The sequence below is a fragment of the Kitasatospora sp. NPDC091207 genome (assembly GCF_044768625.1).
Taxonomy (GTDB): Bacteria; Actinomycetota; Actinomycetes; order Streptomycetales; family Streptomycetaceae; genus Kitasatospora.
This window is the reverse complement of the sequence record NZ_JBIVVS010000008.1, coordinates 57,912-79,553: the sequence shown is the minus strand read 5'-3', so window position 1 is coordinate 79,553 and position 21,642 is coordinate 57,912. Positions and strand designations below refer to the sequence as shown.

18 protein-coding genes are annotated in these 21,642 nt (G+C 72.9%); 7 read left to right on the top strand and 11 right to left on the bottom strand.

Features of this window, described 5'->3' with window-relative positions; all coding sequences use genetic code 11:
- Positions 1–177: 177 nt before the first annotated feature.
- The gene (locus ACIQTO_RS16160) at positions 178–963 is read left to right on the top strand and encodes a serine hydrolase (RefSeq protein ID WP_402388223.1); all 786 of its coding nucleotides are present in this window, start codon (positions 178–180) and stop codon (positions 961–963) included.
- Between the two features lie 130 nt (positions 964–1,093).
- Here the strand turns inward: ACIQTO_RS16160 and ACIQTO_RS16155 are convergent, their stop codons facing one another.
- From ACIQTO_RS16155 to ACIQTO_RS16105, 11 genes are all read right to left on the bottom strand, one after another.
- Positions 1,094–2,728, bottom strand: coding sequence for a carbohydrate binding domain-containing protein (locus ACIQTO_RS16155; protein WP_402388222.1), 1,635 nt, complete (start codon positions 2,726–2,728; stop codon positions 1,094–1,096).
- 479 nt (positions 2,729–3,207) lie between these two features.
- A complete protein-coding gene (locus ACIQTO_RS16150; protein ID WP_402388221.1) occupies positions 3,208–3,903 on the bottom strand; it encodes a FadR/GntR family transcriptional regulator in 696 nt (231 codons plus the stop codon).
- Between the two features lie 125 nt (positions 3,904–4,028).
- On the bottom strand, positions 4,029–4,910 hold the full coding sequence (locus ACIQTO_RS16145) for an amidohydrolase family protein (protein ID WP_402388220.1): 882 nt from the start codon (positions 4,908–4,910) through the stop codon (positions 4,029–4,031).
- Positions 4,907–5,218: an L-rhamnose mutarotase gene (locus ACIQTO_RS16140; protein WP_402388219.1), complete on the bottom strand. Its 312-nt coding sequence runs from the start codon at positions 5,216–5,218 to the stop codon at positions 4,907–4,909. The genes ACIQTO_RS16145 and ACIQTO_RS16140 overlap by 4 nt, the downstream gene beginning before the upstream one ends.
- The gene (locus ACIQTO_RS16135; protein WP_402388218.1) at positions 5,215–5,871 is read right to left on the bottom strand and encodes a lactate utilization protein C; all 657 of its coding nucleotides are present in this window, start codon (positions 5,869–5,871) and stop codon (positions 5,215–5,217) included. The genes ACIQTO_RS16140 and ACIQTO_RS16135 overlap by 4 nt, the downstream gene beginning before the upstream one ends.
- On the bottom strand, positions 5,868–7,316 hold the full coding sequence (locus ACIQTO_RS16130) for a LutB/LldF family L-lactate oxidation iron-sulfur protein (RefSeq protein WP_402388217.1): 1,449 nt from the start codon (positions 7,314–7,316) through the stop codon (positions 5,868–5,870). The genes ACIQTO_RS16135 and ACIQTO_RS16130 overlap by 4 nt, the downstream gene beginning before the upstream one ends.
- Positions 7,313–8,053, bottom strand: coding sequence for a (Fe-S)-binding protein (locus ACIQTO_RS16125; protein WP_402388216.1), 741 nt, complete (start codon positions 8,051–8,053; stop codon positions 7,313–7,315). Before ACIQTO_RS16125 ends, ACIQTO_RS16130 begins: the two co-directional genes overlap by 4 nt.
- Positions 8,053–9,051 (bottom strand): aldo/keto reductase, encoded by a 999-nt coding sequence (locus ACIQTO_RS16120; RefSeq protein WP_402388215.1) that lies wholly within the window; start codon positions 9,049–9,051, stop codon positions 8,053–8,055. Before ACIQTO_RS16120 ends, ACIQTO_RS16125 begins: the two co-directional genes overlap by 1 nt.
- Positions 9,048–9,809 carry an SDR family NAD(P)-dependent oxidoreductase gene (locus ACIQTO_RS16115; RefSeq protein ID WP_402388214.1) on the bottom strand — a complete coding sequence of 254 codons (762 nt, stop codon included), beginning with the start codon at positions 9,807–9,809 and terminating at the stop codon, positions 9,048–9,050. The genes ACIQTO_RS16120 and ACIQTO_RS16115 overlap by 4 nt, the downstream gene beginning before the upstream one ends.
- Positions 9,806–11,251, bottom strand: coding sequence for an L-fuconate dehydratase (locus tag ACIQTO_RS16110; RefSeq protein ID WP_402388213.1), 1,446 nt, complete (start codon positions 11,249–11,251; stop codon positions 9,806–9,808). The genes ACIQTO_RS16115 and ACIQTO_RS16110 overlap by 4 nt, the downstream gene beginning before the upstream one ends.
- Positions 11,252–11,262: 11 nt before the next feature.
- Positions 11,263–12,114 (bottom strand): fumarylacetoacetate hydrolase family protein, encoded by an 852-nt coding sequence (locus tag ACIQTO_RS16105; RefSeq protein WP_402388212.1) that lies wholly within the window; start codon positions 12,112–12,114, stop codon positions 11,263–11,265.
- A gap of 507 nt (positions 12,115–12,621) precedes the next feature.
- Between ACIQTO_RS16105 and ACIQTO_RS16100 the strand changes: the two genes are divergently transcribed.
- From ACIQTO_RS16100 to ACIQTO_RS16075, 6 genes are all read left to right on the top strand, one after another.
- The gene (locus ACIQTO_RS16100) at positions 12,622–13,668 is read left to right on the top strand and encodes a sugar ABC transporter substrate-binding protein (RefSeq protein ID WP_402388211.1); all 1,047 of its coding nucleotides are present in this window, start codon (positions 12,622–12,624) and stop codon (positions 13,666–13,668) included.
- Positions 13,669–13,802: 134 nt separating this feature from the next.
- Positions 13,803–15,362, top strand: a complete 1,560-nt coding sequence (locus ACIQTO_RS16095; protein WP_402388210.1) for a sugar ABC transporter ATP-binding protein — start codon at positions 13,803–13,805, stop codon at positions 15,360–15,362.
- Complete coding sequence (locus tag ACIQTO_RS16090) at positions 15,346–16,377, top strand: ABC transporter permease (RefSeq protein ID WP_402388209.1); 1,032 nt, start codon at positions 15,346–15,348, stop codon at positions 16,375–16,377. Before ACIQTO_RS16095 ends, ACIQTO_RS16090 begins: the two co-directional genes overlap by 17 nt.
- A 110-nt stretch (positions 16,378–16,487) precedes the next feature.
- Positions 16,488–17,219: a FadR/GntR family transcriptional regulator gene (locus ACIQTO_RS16085; protein WP_402388208.1), complete on the top strand. Its 732-nt coding sequence runs from the start codon at positions 16,488–16,490 to the stop codon at positions 17,217–17,219.
- 80 nt (positions 17,220–17,299) lie between these two features.
- Positions 17,300–18,337 carry a sugar ABC transporter substrate-binding protein gene (locus ACIQTO_RS16080; RefSeq protein WP_402388207.1) on the top strand — a complete coding sequence of 346 codons (1,038 nt, stop codon included), beginning with the start codon at positions 17,300–17,302 and terminating at the stop codon, positions 18,335–18,337.
- A 278-nt stretch (positions 18,338–18,615) separates the two neighbouring features.
- The gene (locus ACIQTO_RS16075) at positions 18,616–21,432 is read left to right on the top strand and encodes a glycosyl hydrolase family 95 catalytic domain-containing protein (RefSeq protein WP_402388206.1); all 2,817 of its coding nucleotides are present in this window, start codon (positions 18,616–18,618) and stop codon (positions 21,430–21,432) included.
- Positions 21,433–21,642 lie beyond the last annotated feature (210 nt).

Below are 21,642 nucleotides of genomic sequence, written 5' to 3'. Positions count from 1 at the left end.
CACGCCGGCGCCCGGTACTCCCCGGCGCCCGGCCCGGCCGGTGATCCGGTGCGCCGTGGGTGCGCCCTGCTGCGCACCTTCGGAGAATGGGTCACTGGGCACCTGCCGGGAGCGCGGAACGAAGGAGTGGCAGTGCTGGAGGAAATGCCGCCACGAGCGGGCCAGGTGCCCTCTGCCGTGGACCTGCCCCCGGGCCGGAGCGTGCTGTCGGTGCACGTGGCCAGGCTCGGCGCGGCGCCGGTCCGGACGCTGAACCCCGACACCGTCCACCTCGCGGCCAGCACGATGAAGGTGGCCGTCCTCGTCGCGCTGCACCGCAGCGGACTGGACCTCGACACCCCGGTACCGGTGCACAACTCGTTCGCCTCGGCGGCCTACGGGCCCCGGTTCGGCGTCCTGCGGGAGCGGGACGACGACGCCGGCCCCTGGCAGGCACTGGGGACGGAACGGACCCTCCGGTGGCTGTCCGAGCGCATGATCGTCCACTCGTCGAACCTCGCCACCAACCTGTGCCTCGCCCACGTCGGGCTGGACGCCGTCACCGAGGTCTGGCACCTGGCGCGGGCCCGGTGCAGCGCCACCGGCCGCGGCATCGACGACGTCGGCGCCCAGGCGGCGGGCATCAGCAACGTGGTGACGGCCGCCGACCTGGCCCGGCTGCTGCGCCTGCTGCCGCCGGAGCTGCTCGACGTGCTGGCCGCCAACGAACACCGGGTCGACCTGGCCGCCGGCCTGCCCCCCGGCACCCGGGTCGCCTTCAAGAACGGCTGGTTCCCCGGCGTGCGGCACAGCGCGGGCATCGTCTACCCGCCGGACGCGCCGCCCTACGGCATCGCGGTCTGCTACACCGGCCCGCTGGCCAGCGGGGACGCGGTCGACGACCCGGCCGCCCGGCTGCTGGCCCGGATCTCCGCCGGCTACTGGGCCCGGCGCCACACCCTGGCGCCGGGAGGCTCCCGTTGACCGGGCAGCGGTCCGCCCGCCCGGTCCGCGCGGTGACGACCGGCCGCGGCCCCGGCACCCCGGGGCGGTGCCGGTCGGTGACCGGCCCCGGCGCCGAACGGGGCGCCGAGGCCGGCGGGTCAGCGGGGCGTCAACGGCCCTGGAGGGACTTGACGTTGTCGCCGAAGGTCCAGCCCTTCGAACCGTCCCAGTTGGCCGACCAGGTCATGAGCCCCTTCAGCGCGCCGCCGAAGGCGTTCCACGACTGGCTCACCAGGCTCGGCGCCATGTAGCCGCCGCCCGCCCCGGGTTGGGCCGGCAGACCGGGCACCTGCTTGTCGTACGGCACCTTGATCGTGGTGCCCTGGATGACCAGGCCGTTGTTCAGGCAGGTGGTCTGCGCGGTGAAGCCCTGAACGGTACCGGCCTGGTAGGAGTCGCCGGAGCAGCCGTACATGCTGCCGTTGTAGTACTGCATGTTCAGCCACCACAGGCGGCCGTTGTCGACGTACTTCTTGATGATCGGCAGGTAGGAGCCCCAGATCGACCCGTAGGTGACGCTTCCGCCGGTGACGTACGCGGTCTCGGGGGCCATCGTCAGGCCGAAGCCGGCCGGCATCTGGGCCAGCACGCCGTCGATGATGCGGATCAGGTTGGACTGGGAGGCGGACAGCGTGGTGATGCTGCCGCTGCCGGACAGCCCGGTCTCGATGTCGATGTCGATGCCGTCGAAGTTGTACTTCTTGAGGATCGGGACGACGGTCGCCACGAACTTGTCGGCGACGGTGCTGGAGCTGAGGTCGATGCCGGCGGCGGCGCCACCGATCGACATCAGCAGGGTCGCCCCGGCCGCCTTCGCCTGGCACATCTCGGCGGGCGTGGAGACCTTGACGCCGGCGTCCATGCCGTCCTGCCACAGCACGGTGCCGTCCGAGAGGATCACCGGGAAGGCGGCGTTGATGACGTTGTAGCCGTGCGCGGCGATCCGGCTGTCCGTGATGGGCACCCAGCCCATCCCGGGGTGGACGCCGTTCGCGGCGCCGTCCCAGTTCTCCCAGTAGCCCTGGAGGACCTTGCCCGCCGGCTTGGGCTTCGTGGGGCAGGTGTCACCCGGCGGCGTGGTGGTCGGCGGGGTGGTCGTGGGCGGCGTGGTGGTCGGCGGGGTGGTGGTGGGCGGCGTCGTGGTCGGCGGAGCCGTGGTGGGCGGCGCGGTGGTCGGCGACGGGCTGGTGCCGCCGGGCCCGGCCAGTGCCACGTCGTCCGCGTAGAACGCGGGCTGCCCGTACCACCCGTGCAGGTAGACGGTCACCGAGGTGGTGTTCGCCCCGGTGCTGAAGGCGACGTTGAGCTGGCTGTAGGCCGGGCTGCTCGCCGTCCAGGTGGACGTGGTGCCGGTGATGCCGGTGCCGGTGGCGCCCAGGTAGACGTAGCTGCCCTGGACGTAGGCGCTCAGCGAGTACTGGGAGTTGGGCTGCACGCTGATGGTCTGGGCGCACTGGGCGGTGTCCTGGCCGGTCGGCGTGGCCTTGAGCGCGGCGGCACCGGCGTGGACCGGGCTGCCGACGACCGCGCCGGAACCGCCGGAACAGGTCCAGTCGGAGAGTCCGTTCTCGAAGCCGGCGTTGGCCACCAGATTGGGGGTGGCGGCCCCGGCCGTGACGGCTCCGGCGGCGGCGATGCCGGCGCCGATCAGGGCGGCGGCGCTCACCCCGGCGATGGAGCGCCGCAGGACGGCCGGTCCGCGCTCGGCGCGGTCGGCCCGGCGCACCCGGGCGGCGCGTTCCACGGCCGCCCGCTGCGGGCGGGGGGTTCGAAGCGGCTCGCTCCCGGCCCGGTCGCCGCCGGGGCGACCTGGCTCCGGGCTGGGGCGGACCTCGCCCGACAGACGTGGTGTACGGGACCTCCGACGGAACATGCTGTGCTCCCTTCCCGCCGAGCGCCATGGACATGACCGACGCGTGGGGGCGTGACGCCCGGCTCTGGGTGAGGTGGGGACATGTGGGGCTGTGCCGGTCCGGATCGTAGAAGGGGCGGCGGAGTCAGTCAATAGGTCTGGACCAATTGCGAGCGGCGCGCCCCGGCCGGACAGGCGTGAGGCAGGGGATTCCCGCACCTGGGAGGGCCTCTGACGTCCCGTTGCGGCGTCTGCGGTCCGGGTGGCCGAGCAAGGAGGCCGGGGGCGGGCCGACGGGGCCCGACGCGACGTCAGCCGGGCCGGAGCGATGCCTGCCGGGCGATGGCTGCCGGGCGATGACTACCGGGGTGTCAGCCGAGCTCGGACCCGGCGGTGCCGAGGGTGTCGCGCAGCCACTGCTCGACCCCGGCCACGTGGATCATGGCCCAGGCGTGCGCGAGGTCGGGGCGGCGGCCGGCGATGGCGTCGAAGATGGCGCGGTGCTGCTCGCGGGTCCGGGCGACCGCGCCCTCCTCGGTGAGGCCGCGCCAGATCCGGGCCCGTGCGGTCGGGCCGGACAGCCCGTCGATGAGCGAGCAGAGCACGGTGTTGCCCGAGCCCGCCGCGATTCTTCGGTGGAACTCCACGTCGTTGTCGATCAGCTCGTCGAGGGTCGCGTCCTCGCGCAGCGCCGCCAGGACCTCGCCGAGCGCGGCGATGTCCTCGTCGGACATCACCCGGGCGGCCATCGCCGCGGCGGCGGGCTCCAGGATGCGGCGGACCTCCAGGAACTCCAGCACCGTGTCGTCCCGGTGGAAGTCCAGGACGAAGCCGAGCGCGTCCAGCAGCAGGTGGGGTTCCAGGCTGGTCACGTAGGTGCCGTCGCCCTGGCGCACGTCCAGCACCCTGATCAGGGAGAGGGCCTTGACCGCCTCACGCAGCGAGTTGCGCGACAGGCCGAGCCGCTCGGCGAGATCGGCCTCCTTGGGCAGGCGCGAGCCGGGCCGCAGCTCACCGCTGACGATCATGGCCTTGATCTTCTCGATCGCCTCGTCGGTGACTGGCACGGTATTGCCTCCCTCTTCCTGATCTTCACAGCATAATCATCTCGCCCCCCCTGGGCCGAGGCTCCGTTCACCACGGAGGGCCGGGGCCGGTGGAGGGTGTCAGGCGTCCGCGCACGGTGGTCGGCTCAGCCCACCCGGCCGCCCGGAGCGGGAACGTCGAGGCCGTACACCCGGATCGCGTTGCGGCGGAACACCGCGTCCCGCTCGTCCGGGCCGAGCCCGTCCACCAGCTGCCCGGCGGTCCGGACGACCTCCGGGTAGCCGGCCCGGAGGGTGCACACCGGCCAGTCGGAACCGAAGAGGAGGCGCCGCGGGCCGAAGGCGTCGAGGACGGTGTCGGCGTACGGCCGGAGGTCCTCGGCCGCCCACCGGTCGGGCGCGGCCTCGGTGACCAGGCCGGAGAGCTTGCCCACGGTATTGGGCAGGGCCGCCAGGCGGCGCACCTCCGCCGCCCAGGGTTCGAGTGCCCCGGCGGCGACCGGCGGCTTGCCGAGGTGGTCGAGGACGAAGGTCAGGCCGGGGAGGCCGGCCGCCGCGGCGGTGGCGGCGGGCAGTTGGCGCGCCGTGACCACGAGGTCGTAGGCGAGACCCGCCCCGGCGACCGCGAGCAGTCCGCGCCGGACGTCGGGGCGGAGCAGCCACCCGGGGTCGGGTTCCTCCTGGACCTGGTGGCGGATGCCCACCAACCGGTCCCCGCCGGGCAGTTCGCGCAGGGCGGCGAGCGCGTCGGCGACATCGGGGGCGGTGAGGTCGGTCCAGCCGACCACGCCGGCGATCAGGCCGCCGCCGGCGGCGAGGGCCAGCAGTTCGGGGGTCTCCCCGGGGACGCAGACGGTCTGGACGACGACGGTGGCGGTCACGCCGGCGGCGCGGGCCCGGGAGGTGAGCTCGTCGACGCCGAAGGAGCGGGCGAGCGGCGCGAGGGCCGCGCCGGTGATCCAGGGCTGCGGCCGCACCGCGAGGTCCCAGAGGTGGTGGTGCGCGTCGATGATCCCGGGGCCGGTCACAGCTCCCACACCGCCGCGAGCCCGGCCCCGGCACCGTCCTCGGTGTAGTCGTGCGCGACGTCGAGGAGTTCGCCCATCCGCGCCTGCCAGGCGACGTTGACCGGGAGCCGTTCCAGTTCGCCGAGCAGCCGGCCGTAGTCCTCGCATTCGAGCAGGTGGAACAGCTCGCGGCCGCTGCGCCAGATGGTCCAGGAGGTGACGCCGGCGGCGCGGATGGCGGCGGTCAGCTCGGCGGGCACCGCGCGGTGGGCGGCCTCGTACTCCTCGATCCGGTCCTCGCGGACGCGCGTGTGCAGGGCGATCCTCATGACGGCTCCGGGTCGGGTCGGGTGGGGTCGACGATGATGACGTCCAGGACACGGGGGCCGTGCACGCCCTCGACCCGGTCGAGTTCGATGTCGCTGGTGGCGGACGGGCCCGAGACGAAGGTCAGCGGCCGGGTCGGGTCGAGACGGGCGAGGGCGTCGGGGACGTCGTCGGCGATCTGTCCGGCCCGGATGACGCACAGGTGGTAGTCGGGGATCAGGGTGAGGGCGCGGCGGCCCTGGCCGGGACCGGCGTCGAGCACGATGGTCCCGGTGACGGCGATGCCGACGGCGGCGAGGGTGACGGCGCCGTCCAGGGCGTCCAGCGCGGCGATGTCCAGTGGTTCCTCGTGCCACTCCCGGTCGCCGGGCGGCAGCAGCTCGGCGGGGAAACCGGCGGGCAGCGCCAGCCGGACGGCGGCCCGGGCGGTGAGGGCGGCGCCGATGGCGGCCGGCAGGCCCGCCCGGTCAGTACGGGTGACGGTGGCCCGGTAGTCGGCGACGCGCTCGGCGAACAGGGCGACGGTGTCCTCGCCCGGTGCGGTGTGGCGGCGGCGGTAGGCGCGCGGGACGGGGACGTCGTCCGGGGTCTCGTCGGCGGGGACGTCGGCGAGGGCCGCCCGGATGCGGCCGAGGACCGCTTCGCGGCTGCTCATCGTTCACCTTCCTTGTTCTCGCGCCACCAGGTGCGGAAGGACTCGGCCGGCGGCACGGGGGTGTCGCGGGTGTCGGACCAGCCGCGCAGCGGGCCGGGCAGCCGGCCGATGCGCCCGCGCCGGGCCAGGAGCCGGCCCCCCGCGGCGGCGGCCCGCTGGGCGGCGGAGAGCAGCCGCGGCGAGTCGAGGACCGTGGCGGCGGCCTTCATGGCCAGGGCCTCCGGGTTCAGCGGCCCGCGCCCGGCCTCGACGGCCTCGGCCCGCAGGTGCGCCAGTACCCGCGGGATGTCGATCTTCACCGGGCAGGCGTCGTAGCAGGCCCCGCAGAGGGTGGAGGCGAACGGCAGGGAGGCCGCCTGTTCGATGCCGACCAGCTGCGGGGTGAGGACGGCCCCGATCGGTCCGGGGTAGACCGAGCCGTAGGCGTGGCCCCCGGTCCGCTCGAAGACCGGGCAGACGTTGAGGCAGGCCGAGCAGCGGATGCAGCCGAGCACCTGCCGGCCGACCTCGTCGGCGAGGGTGTCGGTGCGGCCGTTGTCGAGCAGCACCAGGTGGAAGGCGCGCGGGCCGTCGCCCTCGGTGGTACCGGTCCAGGTGGAGGTGTAGGGGTTCATCCGCTCGCCGGTGGAGGAGCGCGGCAGCAGTTGGAGGAAGACCTCCAGGTCGGACCAGGTGGGGACGACCTTCTCGATGCCCATCACGGTGATCAGGGTCTCGGGCAGGGTCAGGCACATCCGGCCGTTGCCCTCGGACTCCACGACGACGACCGTACCGGTGTCGGCGACGGCGAAGTTGGCTCCGGAGACGGCCACCTTGGCACCGAGGAACCTGCTCCGCAGGTGCAGCCGGGCGGCTTCGGCGAGCTCGCGCGGGTCGTCGCCGAGGCCCTCGGGGGCGGGCCTGCCCCAGCGGCCCATCTCGGCGGCGAACAGGTCGCGGATCTCGGTTCGGTTGCGGTGGATCGCCGGAACGAGGATGTGCGAGGGGCGGTCGTCGCCCAACTGCACGATCAGCTCGGCGAGATCGGTCTCATAGGCGGTGATGCCGGCCTCGGCGAGGGCCTCGTTGAGGCCGATCTCCTGGGTCGCCATCGACTTGACCTTCACCACCGTCCGCTCGCCGGTGGCCCGGACCAGCCCGGTGACGATCCGGTTGGCCTCGACCGCGTCCGCGGCCCAGTGCACGGTACCGCCCGCCGCGGTGACGGACTCCTCCAACCGCACCAGGTAGCGGTCGAGATGGCGCGAGGTGCGGTTCTTGATCGCGGCGGCCGCGTCCCGCAGTCGTTCCCAGTCGTCCAGTTCGGCGGCGACCGCGAGCCGCTTGTCCCGGATGGTGGTGGTGGCCCGTTTCAGGTTGGCGCGCAGCTGGGTGTCGGCGAGGGCCTCGCGGGCGGCCTCGGGGAAGGACGGCGAGCCCAGCCAGACCACGCCCCGCCCGTTCACCGGGCGCCCCCTTCGGTGGCGGCCAGGATCTCGGCCAGGTGCAGGGTCCGCACGGCGGCGCCCTGCCGGGACAGTCCGCCGCCGATGTGCGTCAGACAGGAGTTGTCGGCGGCGCACAGCACCTCGGCGCCGCTGTCGAGCACCGCGGCGTTCTTGTCGGCGAGCATCGCGGCGGAGGTGGCGGCGTTCTTGACGGCGAAGGTGCCGCCGAAGCCGCAGCAGGAGTCGGCGGCGGGCAGGTCGACCAGCTCGATGTCCTCGACCGCGCGCAGCAGGCGGGCGGGGCGGTCCCCGAGGCGCAGGCAGCGCAGCGAGTGGCAGGTGGGGTGGTAGGCGACCCGGTGCGGGAAGCGGGCGCCGACATCGGTGACCCCGAGCACGTCGGTCAGCAGTTCGGTGAACTCGTGGACCCGGGGGACCACCTCGGCGACCCGCTGCTGGAGCTCGGTGTCCCCGTACTCCCCGGCCAGCAGCGGGTGGTTGTCGCGCACCATGCCGGCGCAGGAGGCCGAGGGGGTGACCACCGCGTCGTACCCGGCGAAGGCCCGGGCGAAGCGGGCCACCAGGGGGACGGCCTCGGGGCGGTAGCCGGTGTTGAAGTGCAGCTGCCCGCAGCAGCTCTGCTCCGGCGGGAACTCGACGGTGTGACCGAGGCGTTCGAGCACGGTCAGCACGGCGCGGCCGGTGTCCGGGAAGAGCGTGTCGTTGAGGCAGGTGATGAACAGGGCGATGCGCATCAGCTCGGCTCCGCGGGGGTCGGGACGTCCGCGGGCAGGAGACCACGCTCCTTGAGGTCTGCCCAGAGCGCGGCCGGAACGGGGTGGTGGAGCATGGCGGCGGCGTCCCGGACCTCGTCGGCGTCGCGGGTGCCGACCAGGACGCTGGTGACGGCCGGGTGCCCGAACGGGAACCGCAGGGCGGCGGCGCGCAACGGCACGCCGTGCAGCTCGCAGACGGCCTTGAGCTCGGCCGCGCGGGCGAGCAGGTCGGCGGGGGCCGCAGTGTAGTCGAAGGTCGCGCCGGGGCGCGGGTCGGCGAGCAGGCCCGAGTTGAACACTCCCCCGATCACGACGCCGACGCCGCGCCGGTGGGCCAGTGGCAGCAGGTCGGCCAGTCCGCGCTGGTCGAGCAGGCTGTAGCGGCCGGCCAGCAGGACGGCGTCGAGGTCCGTCTCACGGATGAAGCGGGCCAGCGGGTCGGCCTGGTTCATGCCGACCCCGATCGCTCCCAGGACGCCCTCGGCGCGCAGGCGTTCCAGTTCGGGGTAGGCCTCGGCGAGTGCCTGGTCGACGTGGTCGTCGGGGTCGTGCAGATAGGCGATGTCGATCCGGTCCAGGCCGAGCCTGCGCAGGCTGTCCTCGATGGACCGGCGCACTCCCCGGGCGCTGAAGTCCCAGCGCCGACGGTGGCGGGCGGGCACGGCGAAGCCGTTGGCCAGGTCGTCGCCGCCGCCGGCGGGGGCCGGCTCCAGCAGTCGTCCGACCTTCGTGGACAGGGTGTACTCGTCCCGGGGCAGTGCGCGCAGCGCGTCGCCGAGCCGGCGCTCGGACAGGCCCAGGCCGTAGTGCGGGGCGGTGTCGAAGTACCGCACGCCGGATTCCCAGGCGGCGGCGACGGCCTGTGCGGCCTGCGCGTCGGTGACCGGGGTGAACAGGTTGCCGATGCCGGCGGCGCCGAAGGCGAGTTCGGTGACCTGGACCGGGGTGCGGCCGAGGGGGCGGTGGCGCGGCGTCACGGGCGGGGCTCCGGTCGCGTCCGCAGGCCGGCCATGCCGCCGTCGACCGCCAGGGCGGTGCCGGTGACGCTGGCGGCCGCCGGGGAGGCGAGGTAGGCGATGGCGGCGGCCACCTCCCCGGCGGTCACCAGGCGCCCGGTCGGCTGACGGCCGTTCAGCGCGGCGCGTTCGGCCGCCGGGTCGTCGGCGGCGTCCAGCAGGCGGGCGACCCACGGGGTGTCGACGGTACCCGGGTTGACGCAGTTGACCCGGATGCCCTCGCGGACGTGGTCGGCGGCCATCGCCAGGGTGAGCGAGAGGACGGCGCCCTTGCTCGCCGAGTACAGCGCGCGCGCCGGAAGGCCGGCGGTGGCGGCGATGGAGCAGGTGTTGACCACGGCGGCGTCGGCCGAGCGGCGCAGGTGGGGCAGGGCGGCGCGGGTGGTGCGGACGATGCCGAGCACGTTGACGTCCAGGACGCGGTGCCACTGCTCGTCGGGGTTGTCCTCCACCGTTCCGGTGGCGCCGATGCCGGCGTTGTTGACCAGGATGTCGATGGCGCCGAGCGCTTCGGCCGCCGCCTGGACGGCCGAGCGCACCGAGCGGTCGTCGGCGACATCGGCGGTGAAGCCGCGCAGCGGTCCGCGGACCCCGCTCGGGTCGAGGTCGAGGACGGCGACGTCCGCGCCGCGCTCGGCGAGCAGTCGGGCGGTGGCCAGGCCGATGCCGGAGGCACCGCCGGTGACCAGGGCGGTGAGCCCGTCGAGGTCGGTGGTCATACCCGGTCCTCCTGGTCGGTCGGGGCGGTCAGGTCGGCCTGGTCGGTCGGGGCGGCCGGGGCGGTCAGGTCGGTCGGGGCGGCCGGGGCGGTCAGGTCCTTCAGGTGGTCCTTCGCCTCTGCCGGGTTCGCCAGGTCGGCCGCCCAGAACGCGCCGTCCGGGTAGGTGTAGGTGTCGATGGTGGCCTGGTGCATGGCCGCGGAGAATCCGGGCGCGGTGGGCGCCCGGTAGTGGCCGCGGTCGATCACCACCGGGTCGAGGAAGTGCTGGTGGAGGTGGTCGACGAACTCGATGACGCGGTTCTCGACCGTGCCGGACAGCGCGACGTAGTCGAACATCGACAGGTGCTGGACGAGTTCGCACAGGCCCACGCCGCCGGCGTGCGGGCAGACCGGAACGCCGAACTTGGCGGCGAGCAGCAGGATCGCGAGGTTCTCGTTGACGCCGGCCACCCGGGCGGAGTCCAGTTGGAGGATGTCGACGGCGCCGGCCTGGAGCAGCTGCTTGAAGACGATCCGGTTCTGCACGTGCTCGCCGGTGGCGACCTTGATCGGGTGGACCCCCCGCCGGATGGCGGCGTGGCCGAGCACGTCGTCCGGGCTGGTGGGCTCCTCGATCCAGTACGGGTCGAACTCGGCGAGGGCGTTGGTCCATTCGATCGCCTCGGCGACGTCCCAGCGCTGGTTGGCGTCGATCGCCAGCCGGATGTCCGGGCCGACGGCCTCGCGGGCGGCGCGGCAGCGGCGGACGTCGTCCGCCAGGTCGGCGCCGACCTTCAGCTTGATCTGGGTGAAGCCGTCGGCGACCGCCTGCTCGGCGAGGCGGGTGAGCTTGCCGTCGCTGTAGCCGAGCCAGCCGGGCGAGGTGGTGTAGGCGGGGTAGCCGCGGCGCAGCAGCTCGGCCGCCCGGTCCGGGCCGCCCTGCCTGCCGCTTCGCAGCAGTTCCAGCGCCTCGTCGGGGGTCAGCGCGTCCGTGAGGTAGCGGAAGTCGACCTGGGAGACCAGCCACGCCGGGTCGGCGTCGGCCAGCAGCTGCCACAGCGGCTTGCCCGCGCGCTTGGCGGCGAGGTCCCACACGGCGTTGACGACGGCGCCGACGGCCATGTGCATCACGCCCTTCTCGGGGCCGAGCCAGCGCAGTTGGCTGTCGCCGATCAGGTCGCGGTAGAGGGAACCGGGGTCGGCGCACAGCTCGGTGACGGACCGTCCGACGACGTGGTCGCGCAGCGCGTCGATCGCGGCGACCTGGACGTCGTTGCCGCGCCCGATGGTGAAGGCGAAGCCGTGACCCTCGTCGCCGTCCGCGCGGGTGCGCAGGACGACGTAGGCGGCGGAGTAGTCGGGGTCGGGGTTCATCGCGTCGGACCCGTCCAGTTCCCGCGAGGTGGGGAAGCGGATGTCGTAGGTGTCGACGGCGGTGATCCGCGCCGTGGTTGCGGACAACTCGGTGCCTTTCACGCGTGGGAGAAGGTCTGGCGCTGCGTGCCGAGGCCGTCGATCGCGAGTTCGACGGTGTCGCCGGCACGCAGGTAGGGATTGCCGGGCAGGCCCAGCGCCACGCCGGCCGGGGTGCCGGTGTTGATGACGTCGCCGGGCCGCAGCACCATGTACTGACTCAGGTACCAGACCAGGTACGGCACATCGAAGATCATGTTCTTGGTGTCGCTGTCCTGCCGCGGCTCGCCGTTGACGGCCAGGCGCAGCCCCAGCGACCCCACGTCGCCGACCTCGTCCGGGGTGACCAGCCACGGCCCCAGCGGGTTGAACGTCTCGCAGGACTTGCCGAGGTCCCACTGGGCGGAGTACTCCAGCTGGAACTCGCGCTCGGAGACGTCGTTGCTGATCGCGTACCCGGCGATGTGGCCGGACGCCTCGGCCGGGCTCGCCAGGTAGCGGGCCTCGCGGCCGATGACGACGGCGAGTTCGACCTCCCAGTCGGTCTTGGTCGAGCCGCGCGGGATCAGCACCTCGTCGTAGGGGCCGACCACGGTGGCGGCGTCCTTCAGGAAGACCACCGGACGGGCGGGGACGGCCGCCCCGGTCTCCTCGGCGTGGTCGCGGTAGTTGAGGCCGACGCAGACGACCTTGCCGGGGCGGGCGACGGGCGCGCCGATCCGCAGCCCGGCCGGGTCGAGGGGCGGCAGGTCTCCGGCGGCCAGGGCCGCCCGGACGCGGTCGGTCCCGTCCGCGGCGAGGAATGCCCCGTCGATGTCACCGGTCAGGCCCGAAAGGGCAAACACGCGGCCGTCCTGGCCCAGGACGGCCGGAACCTCTTCTCCCGCCGGCCCGATCCGCAGAAGCTTCATGTCGCGTCTCCCGTAGTCACTCCGGAGGCCGGGTCACTGCACCGGCCTATACATCGGATGAATCAATGAGGCCCCGACGATACGGAGCGGCCTTGCATATCGCAAGAAGTCCTCCGATGTTTTCCCGGGCAGGCCCATTCCGGTCCTCTCAGCTGTCGCCAAAGTTCGCAGCTCAGAGGTGGTATGACGGTCAGTCTGGGCTCGGTTCGGAAGCTCGGATGTCACGGTTGGGAATCATCCGAGGTTTCCTCTTGTCAGGCAGGTGTCAGGCTCGTAGGGTCCTCGATATCGCAAGCCATCCGATGACTAGGGGATGCGCGATCCGGTGCCGTCTGCCTTTTCATCGCCGCGCCCGGGAACCGGCCTCCCTCCGGGCGAGGTCCGGACGGGGAAGCCGGCCTCCCCTCCCCGTCGCACCGCACGGGGACGGGCCGCCCACCCCTCCCGCCGCGCCGGCTCCCTCCCCCCGACAGCGACCGGTCCGTCCCAGCCAAGGAGATCAGCACCATGACGTTCCGCTCCTCCAGAATTGCGGCCACGGCCGCCGTCGTCGTCGTCCTGGCGGGGTTCGCCACAGCCTGCAACCGCGGTAGCTCCTCGGACTCCGCCGGCGGCGGCAAGCCGGCGCTGGGCATCGACCTGCCGCGCGCGGACTCCGACTTCTGGAACTCCTACGCGCAGTACGTCAAGCAGGACGCCTCCGCCCAGGGCCTGAACACCCTGCCGGTGAGCAACTCCCAGAACGACGTCACCAAGCTGGTCGCCAACGTCCAGGTGTTCCAGAACACCGGCGCCAAGGCCGTGGTGATGGCCCCTCAGGACACCGGCGCGATCACCTCCACCCTGGAGCAGCTGTCCGCCAAGAAGATCCCGGTGGTCAGCGTCGACACCCGCCCCGACAAGGGGAACGTCTACATGGTGGTGCGCGCCGACAACAAGGCGTACGGCACCAAGGCCTGCGAGTTCCTCGGCAAGCAGCTCGACGGCAAGGGCAAGGTCGCCGAACTCCAGGGCGCGCTCAGCTCCATCAACGGGCGCGACCGCTCCGAGGCGTTCGCCTCCTGCATGAAGGAGAAGTTCCCCGGCATCGAGGTCATCGAGCTGGCCACCGACTGGAAGGGCGACGTCGCCTCCGCCAAGCTCCAGTCCACCCTGGCCGCCCACCCCGACCTGGGCGGCGTCTACATGCAGGCCGGCGGGGTGTTCCTGCAGCCGACCCTGGCCCTGCTCCAGCAGAAGGGCCTGCTCAAGCCCGTCGGCCAGCCCGGCCACATCGCCATCGTCTCCAACGACGGCATCCCGCAGGAGTTCGACGCGATCCGCAAGGGCGACATCGACGCGACGATCTCCCAGCCCGCCGACCTCTACGCCAAGTACGCGCTGTTCTACGCGCAGGCCGCGGCCGAGGGCAAGACCTTCCAGGCCGGTCCCACCGACCACCAGTCCACCATCATCTCCCTGCCCAACGGCCTGGAGGACCAGCTCCCCGCCCCCCTGGTCACCAAGGACAACGTCGACGACAAGAGCCTCTGGGGCAACAGCGTCGGCAAGTAGGCCCCGCCCTCCCGTGGTGAACGGCGGCGCCGGCCGGGCGCCCTGCCACCGGCCGCCGGCCGCCGTTCACCGTTCACCGGAGCCCTCGGAAGGGAGACCGCCACCGGCGGGAGCCCTCGGAAAGGACACCCGCCATGGCGGACCCCAGCCCCGTCGTCGAGGCCGACGGGATCAGCAAGCGCTTCGGCGCCACCGTCGCCCTCAGCGACGCCCGCATCTCGGTCGCACCCGGCGAATCGCACGCCCTGGTCGGCCGCAACGGCGCGGGGAAGTCCACCCTCGTCTCCATCCTCACCGGCCTGCAGCACCCCGACACCGGCACCCTGCGGTTCAACGGCGAGAAGGCCCCGGCCCCCGGCGACACCGACGCCTGGCGCGCCCGGGTCGCCTGCGTCTACCAGCGCTCCACCGTGATCCCCGCGCTCACCGTCGCCGAGAACCTGTTCCTGAACCGGCACAGCGTCGACCGGCGGAGCGGCGGCGCGCTGCGCCCGATCAGCTGGAAGCGGCTGCGCCACCGGGCCACCGAACTGCTCGCCGAGTACGGCGTCGACGTCGACCCCACCGCACGCGCCGAGGACCTGACGGTCGAGCAGCGCCAGTTCGTCGAGATCGCCCGGGCGCTGTCCTTCGGCGCTCGCTTCATCATCCTGGACGAACCCACCGCCAAGCTCGACGCCCGCGGCATCGAGCGGCTCTTCGACAAGCTGCGCGCGCTCCAGGAACAGGGCGTCGCGTTCCTGTTCATCTCGCACCACCTCCAGGAGGTCTACGACCTCTGCGCCACCGTCACGGTCTACCGCGACGCCCGGCACATCGTCACCGCCCCGGTCGCCGAACTCGACCAGCGGGCCCTGGTGGAGGCGATGACCGGGGACGGCGCCCGGTCCGACGGGCCCACCTGGTCGGTGACCGGCCGGGCGCGCCCCGACAGCGCCCCGCTGCTGGAGGTCACCGGCCTGAGCCTGGCCGGCGCCTACCAGGACCTGAGCCTGACCGCGCGGGCCGGCGAGGTCGTCGGCCTGGCCGGCGCGGCCGCCAGCGGCAACGTCCGGTTCGGCGAGACCATCGCCGGCCTGCACCGCCCGCAGGCCGGCACCGTCACCGTCGCCGGCCGGCCGGTGCGCACCGGGCACGTCCCCGCCGCCCTCGCGGCCGGCATCGGGTTCGTTCCCGAGGACCGGCACATCCAGGGCCTCGTCCCGCAGCGCAGCGTCGCCGAGAACGCCACCCTGACCGTCACCGACCAGCTCGGCCCGTTCGGCACGGTGCTGCCCTCGCGCACCCGGGCCTTCGCCCAGCGGATGATCGGCGAGCTCGACATCAAGACGCCCGGCCCCGCCGCCCCGGTGTCCGCCCTGTCCGGCGGCAACCAGCAGAAGGTCGTCATCGCCCGGGCGCTGGCCACCGGCCCGCACGTGCTGGTCGCCATCCGGCCCACCAACGGCGTCGACGTGAAGTCCAAGGAAGCCCTGCTCGGCACCGTCCGTGAGGTCGCCGACGCCGGCCGGAGCGCCCTGATCGTGTCCGACGAGCTCGACGACCTGCGGGCCTGCGACCGCGTCCTGGCCATGTTCCACGGCCGCGTCGTCGCCGAGTTCGCACCCGGCTGGAGCGACGAACAGCTGGTCGCAGCCATGGAGGGCATGGCCGGCCCGACCGACCCGAAGGAACGCAATGTCTCCCACCACTGAGGTCCGCGCGCACCCGGCGATCGCCGTCACCGCGCCCGCCGGCCGCCGCTTCGACCTCGCCCGCTACCGCGACCTGTCGCTCGTACCGGTCCTGCTCGTCCTGGGCGTCATCGGCTTCGCCGTCTCACCCGCCTTCCTCACCTCCGACAACCTCCTGGGCGTCGGTCAGCAGGCCACCGAGCTGAGCCTGCTCGTCCTGGCCGAGGCGCTGATCCTGATCGCCGGCCGGATGGACCTCTCCCTGGAGTCCACGATCGGCGTGGCCCCGGTCATCGCCGTCTGGCTGGTCCTGCCCGACCACGGCGCGCGCTTCAACGGCCTCGGGCTCTTCCCCTCCTGGACGGCCATCCCGCTGTGCCTGGCGGTCGGCGCGCTCATCGGCGCGGTCAACGGCTTCCTGATCCTCAAGCTGCGTCTGAACGGCTTCATCGTCACCCTCGGCGCGCTCACCCTGCTCCGCGGACTCCAGGTCGCCGTCTCCCAGGGCCAGTCGATCGTCAACCTGCCCGGCTCCTTCACCTACCTGGGCGGCGCCCGGTGGCTCGGCGTCCCGGCGGCGATCTGGATCTGCGCGCTGCTCTTCCTCGCCGGCGGGTGCGCGCTCGCCTGGCTGCGCCACGGCCGCGCCCTGTACGCGATCGGCGGCAACCCCGAGGCCGCCCGCGCCGCCGGCATCCGGGTCGACCGGATCACCTGGGTCGTGCTGATCCTCGGCGGTCTGGTGGCCGCCTTCGCCGGTGTCCTCTACACCGGACACTACGGCTCCATCTCCGCCGACCAGGGCAACGGCTGGATCTTCCAGGTGTTCGCCGCCACCGTCATCGGCGGCGTCAGCCTCAACGGCGGACGCGGCACCCTGTTCGGCGCGCTCACCGGTGTGCTGACCCTCCAGCTCGTGGTCAACGTGATGACCCTGGCGGGCGTGCCGCCGCTGTGGAACCAGTTCCTCAACGGCGCGATCATCATCGTCGCGCTGATCATCTCCCGCTTCGCCTCCGGCGAGAAGCAGGAGTGACCGGACCGACCACCTGGGGGCCGCCGGCCGCGGCGCGCCCGTCCTCCCCCCGCGCCCTCCCTCCCCCGTCCCCCGCAGGCCCGAACACCCGACCACAGGAGGCGACCACCATGGGGGTGACCGACGAGGCCATCGAGCGGATCAAGGACATGATCGTCTCCGGCACCCTGCAGCCCGGTGCCCGCCTCCCCAACGAGGCCGACCTCGCCGACCAGCTCGGGCTGTCGCGCAACTCGCTGCGCGAGGCCGTGCGGGCGCTCACCGCGATGCGGATCCTGGTCCCCAGGCAGGGCGACGGCACCTACGTCTCCGGCCTGGAACCGCACCTCCTCCTCGAAGCCATGGCCTTCGCCGCCGACGTCTCCCACGGCCGCACCGCCCACCAGCTCCTCCAGGTCCGGCGGTTGCTCGAACCACAGGTGACCGCCCTGGCCGCCGGACGGCTCACCGACGACCAGTTGCGGGCGCTGCGGTCCATCCTCGACCGCAGCGCCGCGGACATCGGCATCGAGGCGTTCGTCGAGCTGGACATCGAGTTCCACCGGACCATCGCCGACGCCGTCGGCAACCCCGTCCTGTCCACCCTGCTCGGCATCCTCTCCACCCACACCCAGCGGCTGCGCATCGTGCGGGGCACCCTCCCCCCGCCCTCGGCCGGCGGCGCCGCGATCTCCCCCGCCCGGGAACAGGCCCACCTGGAGCACGAGGCCATCTGGCGGGCCCTGGTCGACCGCGACGCCCAGCGCGCCGCCAGTGCCAGCACCATGCACGTCGCCGCCGTCGAGGACTGGCTGGCCGGCGGAACCACCACCGACCCCCGGGGCCCCGGCAGCACCGCCTGACAGCGGAGTGCCGGGGCCCCGGACCCGCGCGCCCCACCTCCCGATGCGCGCGGCCCCTACCACCCAGGACGTTCTGACCCATGAAAAGCCGAACCATCCGGATCACCTGCTCGGGCGGCATCGTCGTCCTCCTCGCCGGGTGCCTCACCGCCTGCGGAAGCTCCGACGACCCGAGCAGTGCGCGACGGCAGATCGGTATCGACATCCCCCGCACCGACTCCGACTTCTGGAAGGCGTACGCGAAGTACCTCCAGCGGGAGATCGACAGCCAGCAGTTAGACGTCCTGCCGCTGACCCACTCCAACGGCGACGAGGCGAAGTTCACCGCCAACATCCAGTCGCTGCAGAGCCGCCACCCCAAGTCCATCGTCATGGCGCCGCAGAACACCGTCACCACCGACGTGACGCTCTCCGGGCTGTTCGCCGCCAACATCAACGCGATCAGCGTGGACACCGAACCGGAACACGGCAACGTGTACATGGTGGTGCGCACCGACAACAAGGCCTACGGCACCATGGCCTGCCAGTTCCTCGGCAAGCAGCTCGGCGGCAAGGGCAAGATCGCCGAACTCCAGGGCGCGCTCAACTCCGTCAACGGCTACGACCGTTCCGAGGCGTTCTCGATGTGCATGAAGCGGAACTTCCCCAAGATCCAGGTCATCGAGCTGCCCACCGACTGGAAGGGCGACGTCGCCGCCGCCAAACTCCAGGCCACCCTCGCCACCCACCCCGATCTGAACGGCATCTACATGCAGGCCGGCGGGGTGTTCCTCCAGCCCACCCTGGACGTCCTCCGGCAGAAGGGCCTGCTCAAGCCCGCGGGCCAGCCCGGCCACATCGCCATCGTCTCCAACGACGGCATCCCGGCCGAACTCGCCGCCATCCGCGAGGGCCAGATCGACGCCACCGTGTCCCAGCCCGCCGACCTCTACGCCAAGTACGCCCTCTTCTACGCGCAGGCCGCGGCCGAGGGCAAGACCTTCCAACCCGGTCCCACCGACCACCAGTCCACCATCATCTCCCTGCCCAACGGCCTGGAGGACCTACTCCCCGCCCCCCTGGTGACCAAGGACAACGTCGACGACAAGAGTCTCTGGGCCAACCAGACCACGGGCTGACGCACGGTGCCGGCACACCCGGGCCGGCACCGGCACACCCGCGAACAGGTCGACGGCCGCCCCGACGGCCCCGCGCGACACCACCCGTACGCGCTCCCGGGAACCGGCCGTTCGCCGGCCCGCGCGCCAACCCGCGCGCCAACCCGCGCGCCGGCCGTCGTTCGCCGTCCCGCCGTTCGCCGGCCTGGGCGTCGACCCGCCGCTCGCCGTCCGGGCCCTGCTCCGGACGGCCCACCCTCAGGCGACCTCGCTCCCCCACCCGAAGGAAAGTCCCGGAGATGACACCCACCCCGTCCTCCCACCCCGCCGATCGCGACGCGCCGCCGCAGCGATCGCGCCGCGACGTCCTGAGATTCGGCGGGTCGCTCGGCGCTCTGCTGACCCTCGGCACCCTCCCGGTCTTCACCGCTCCCGGCGCGGTGACCAGGAGGGCCGAGGTGGCCTTCGCGTCGGACCCGACGACGCTCTGGTACACCGCGCCGGGGCGCGAGAGCGACATCATCTCCGAAGGCCTGGCCATCGGGAACGGGCGGATCGGCGCCCTGGTCGGCGGGGACCCCTCGAACGACTTCCTGTACCTCGCCGACGCGACCCTCTGGACCGGCACCCGCAACAGCACGCTCGGCGACGACGGGCAGTGGCCGTACGACACCACGCGGTTCGGCGCGTTCCAGCTCCTGGCCAAGCTGTACCTCGGCATCCCGGCCCACACGCTCGCCTCGGTGACCGACTACCGGCGGCAGCTCGACCTGAGCAACGGCTACCTGTCGGTGTCCTACCGGAAGGGCGGCGTGACCTACACCCGCGAGGTGTACGCCAGTCACCCCGACGACGTGGTGGTCGTCCGGCTGCGCCAGAGCGGCGGCGGCACCTACACCGGCACGGTCTCGCTCAACGGCACGCACGGGGAGACCACCGCCGCCACCGGGCCGACGGCCTCGTTCGACGGGACGCTCGCCAACGGCCTGAGGTACGCCGCGGCGGTGAAGGTCGCGCACACCGGCGGGTCGGTCGGCCCGTCCGGGAGCTCGCTGACGTTCACCGACTGCTCCGACGTCGTCATCGTGCTGACCGGCGGCACCGACTACACGCCGGACCCGGCGAAGTCGTACCTGGACGCGGCGATCGATCCGAAGGCCGTCGCCGCCGCCCGGGTAAGTGCCGCCGCGGCCGTGCCCGGGAACACCCTGCTCACCACCCACGTGGCGGACTACCGGTCGCTCTACAACACGATGACGGTCGACCTGGGCACGTCGACGGCCGCGCAGCGGGCGATGGACACCGTGTCGCGCCTGAACGCCCGCGGCTCGTCCACCGCCCCCGCGGCCGCCGACCCCGAACTGGAGGCCTGCTACCTCCAGTTCGGCCGCTACCTCACGATCACCGGATCGCGCGGCAGCCTGCCGACCAACCTGCAGGGCCTGTGGACGGACCGCAACGACACGGATCAGTGGCTCGGCGACTACCACACGGACGTCAACCTGCAGATGAACTACTGGCTGCCCGACCGGGCCGGCCTGTCGTCCTGCTTCGACGCGCTCACCGACTACTGCCTGAGCCAGGTGCCGTCCTGGACGGAGCTGACCCAGCAGCGGTTCAACGACCCGAGGAACACCGCCTACCGCAACTCCTCGGGGAAGGTGGCGGGCTGGACCACCGCGATCTCGGCGAACGTCTTCGGCGGTCTCGGCTGGGAGTGGCACCCGGCCGGCAACGCCTGGCTGTGCAACTCGCTCTACGAGCACTACGAGTACACCCAGGACCCGGCCCACCTGCGGCGGATCCACCCCCTGCTCAAGGGCGCCTGCCAGTTCTGGGAGGCGCGACTGGTCAGCAGGACGGTCACCGCGCAGGCGACGGGCCTGCCGGTCACCGTCCTCGTCGACGACGCCGACTGGTCGCCCGAACAGGGCGGCCACGCGCAGCAGGGCATCACCTACGCGCAGGAACTGGTCTGGCAGCTCTTCGAGAACTACCGCAAGGCGTGCAACGTCCTGAGCACGGACGCGACCTACGCGGCGACGGTCAAGGACCTGCAGGACAGGCTCTACCTCCCCGAGGTCAGCACGAACCCCGCCACCCCCTACCTGGAGGAGTGGATGCAGGCCCCGAACACCTGGGAGGACCTGGGGCACCGCCATCTGTCCCCCCTCGCCGGCCTGTTCCCGGGCGACCGGATCAACACGGACACGAGCCCGGCCGCCCTGCTCGCCGGCGCGCGGGGGCTGCTCACGGCCCGGGGGCTGAACAGTTTCGGCTGGGCGACGGCGTGGCGGTCCCTGTGCTGGTCCCGGCTGAAGCACGCGGGCAACGCCTACCAGACCGTGCTCAACGTGATCGGGACGCCCTCCACCGGGGCGAACTTCTTCGACATGTACGACAGCGGGACCTTCCAGATCGACGCGAACTACGGCACGCCCGCCGCGATGCTCGACATGCTCCTCTACTCCCGCCCGGGACTCGTCGAGCTGCTGCCCGCGCTCCCGGACGCCTGGTCCACCGGGGCGGTCAGCGGCATCGGCGCCCGCGGCGGGTTCACCGTCGACCTCGCCTGGAGTGCGGGAGCGGTCACCTCGGCGACCCTGCACAGCGTCGGCGGCACCTCGACCGTCGTGCGCTCCGGGTCGTGGAGCCAGGTCGTCGTGGTCCCGGCCGGGGGCTCGGTCACCGTCACCCCCTCCGGGGCCTCCACCGTCTGCTTCCTGACCAACCGGCAGAGCGGCAAGGTGATCGAGGTACCCGGCTCGTCCACCGAGCCCGGCCGGCCACTGGTCCAGTCCGCCAAGCAGGGCACGGCCAACCAGAAGTGGGCCTTCACCCGGGCCGACGGCGTCCACTTCACCGTCACCGGCGTGGCGGGCAACCTGCCGATGGACGTCAGCGGGGGCTCCACGGACGACGGCGCCCCGATCGTCCAGTGGACCGCCACCGGGGCCACCAATCAGCGGTGGCGGCTCGACGACGCCGGCGGCGGCTACGTCAAGATCGTCAGCGCGCGAAGCGGCAAGGTGATCGGCGTCGACGCCGGGTCGAACCTCACCCAGCAGACCGACACCGGCGCCACCGGCCAGCACTGGCTGCTGACCTCCGGCTGACCGGCTCGCGGCTCGCGGCCGACTTTCGGCCGAGGACGGGTAGGTGGGTGGGTGACGGGCCGGCCTCGCCACCCACCTGCCGGACCTGCCGGACCTGCCGACGACCGCCGCCCCGCCGTTCCGACGCCCCGGCGCCTCGGAGCCCAGCGCGAGGAGCGCGCCCGCGTCCGCGCCGGGGCGGCCGACCCCGCCCTCGCCCGGTGATCGTAC

Excerpts from the sequence above, each read along its gene's own strand:
- ACIQTO_RS16140 (WP_402388219.1), bottom strand. The coding sequence starts at position 5,218 with ATGAGGATCGCCCTGCACACGCGCGTCCGCGAGGACCGGATCGAGGAG.
- ACIQTO_RS16135 (WP_402388218.1), bottom strand. The coding sequence starts at position 5,871 with ATGAGCAGCCGCGAAGCGGTCCTCGGCCGCATCCGGGCGGCCCTCGCC.
- ACIQTO_RS16125 (WP_402388216.1), bottom strand. The coding sequence starts at position 8,053 with ATGCGCATCGCCCTGTTCATCACCTGCCTCAACGACACGCTCTTCCCG.
- ACIQTO_RS16115 (WP_402388214.1), bottom strand. The coding sequence starts at position 9,809 with ATGACCACCGACCTCGACGGGCTCACCGCCCTGGTCACCGGCGGTGCC.
- ACIQTO_RS16105 (WP_402388212.1), bottom strand. The coding sequence starts at position 12,114 with ATGAAGCTTCTGCGGATCGGGCCGGCGGGAGAAGAGGTTCCGGCCGTC.
- ACIQTO_RS16100 (WP_402388211.1), top strand. The coding sequence starts at position 12,622 with ATGACGTTCCGCTCCTCCAGAATTGCGGCCACGGCCGCCGTCGTCGTC.
- ACIQTO_RS16095 (WP_402388210.1), top strand. The coding sequence starts at position 13,803 with ATGGCGGACCCCAGCCCCGTCGTCGAGGCCGACGGGATCAGCAAGCGC.
- ACIQTO_RS16090 (WP_402388209.1), top strand. The coding sequence starts at position 15,346 with ATGTCTCCCACCACTGAGGTCCGCGCGCACCCGGCGATCGCCGTCACC.
- ACIQTO_RS16085 (WP_402388208.1), top strand. The coding sequence starts at position 16,488 with ATGGGGGTGACCGACGAGGCCATCGAGCGGATCAAGGACATGATCGTC.
- ACIQTO_RS16080 (WP_402388207.1), top strand. The coding sequence starts at position 17,300 with ATGAAAAGCCGAACCATCCGGATCACCTGCTCGGGCGGCATCGTCGTC.
- ACIQTO_RS16075 (WP_402388206.1), top strand. The coding sequence starts at position 18,616 with ATGACACCCACCCCGTCCTCCCACCCCGCCGATCGCGACGCGCCGCCG.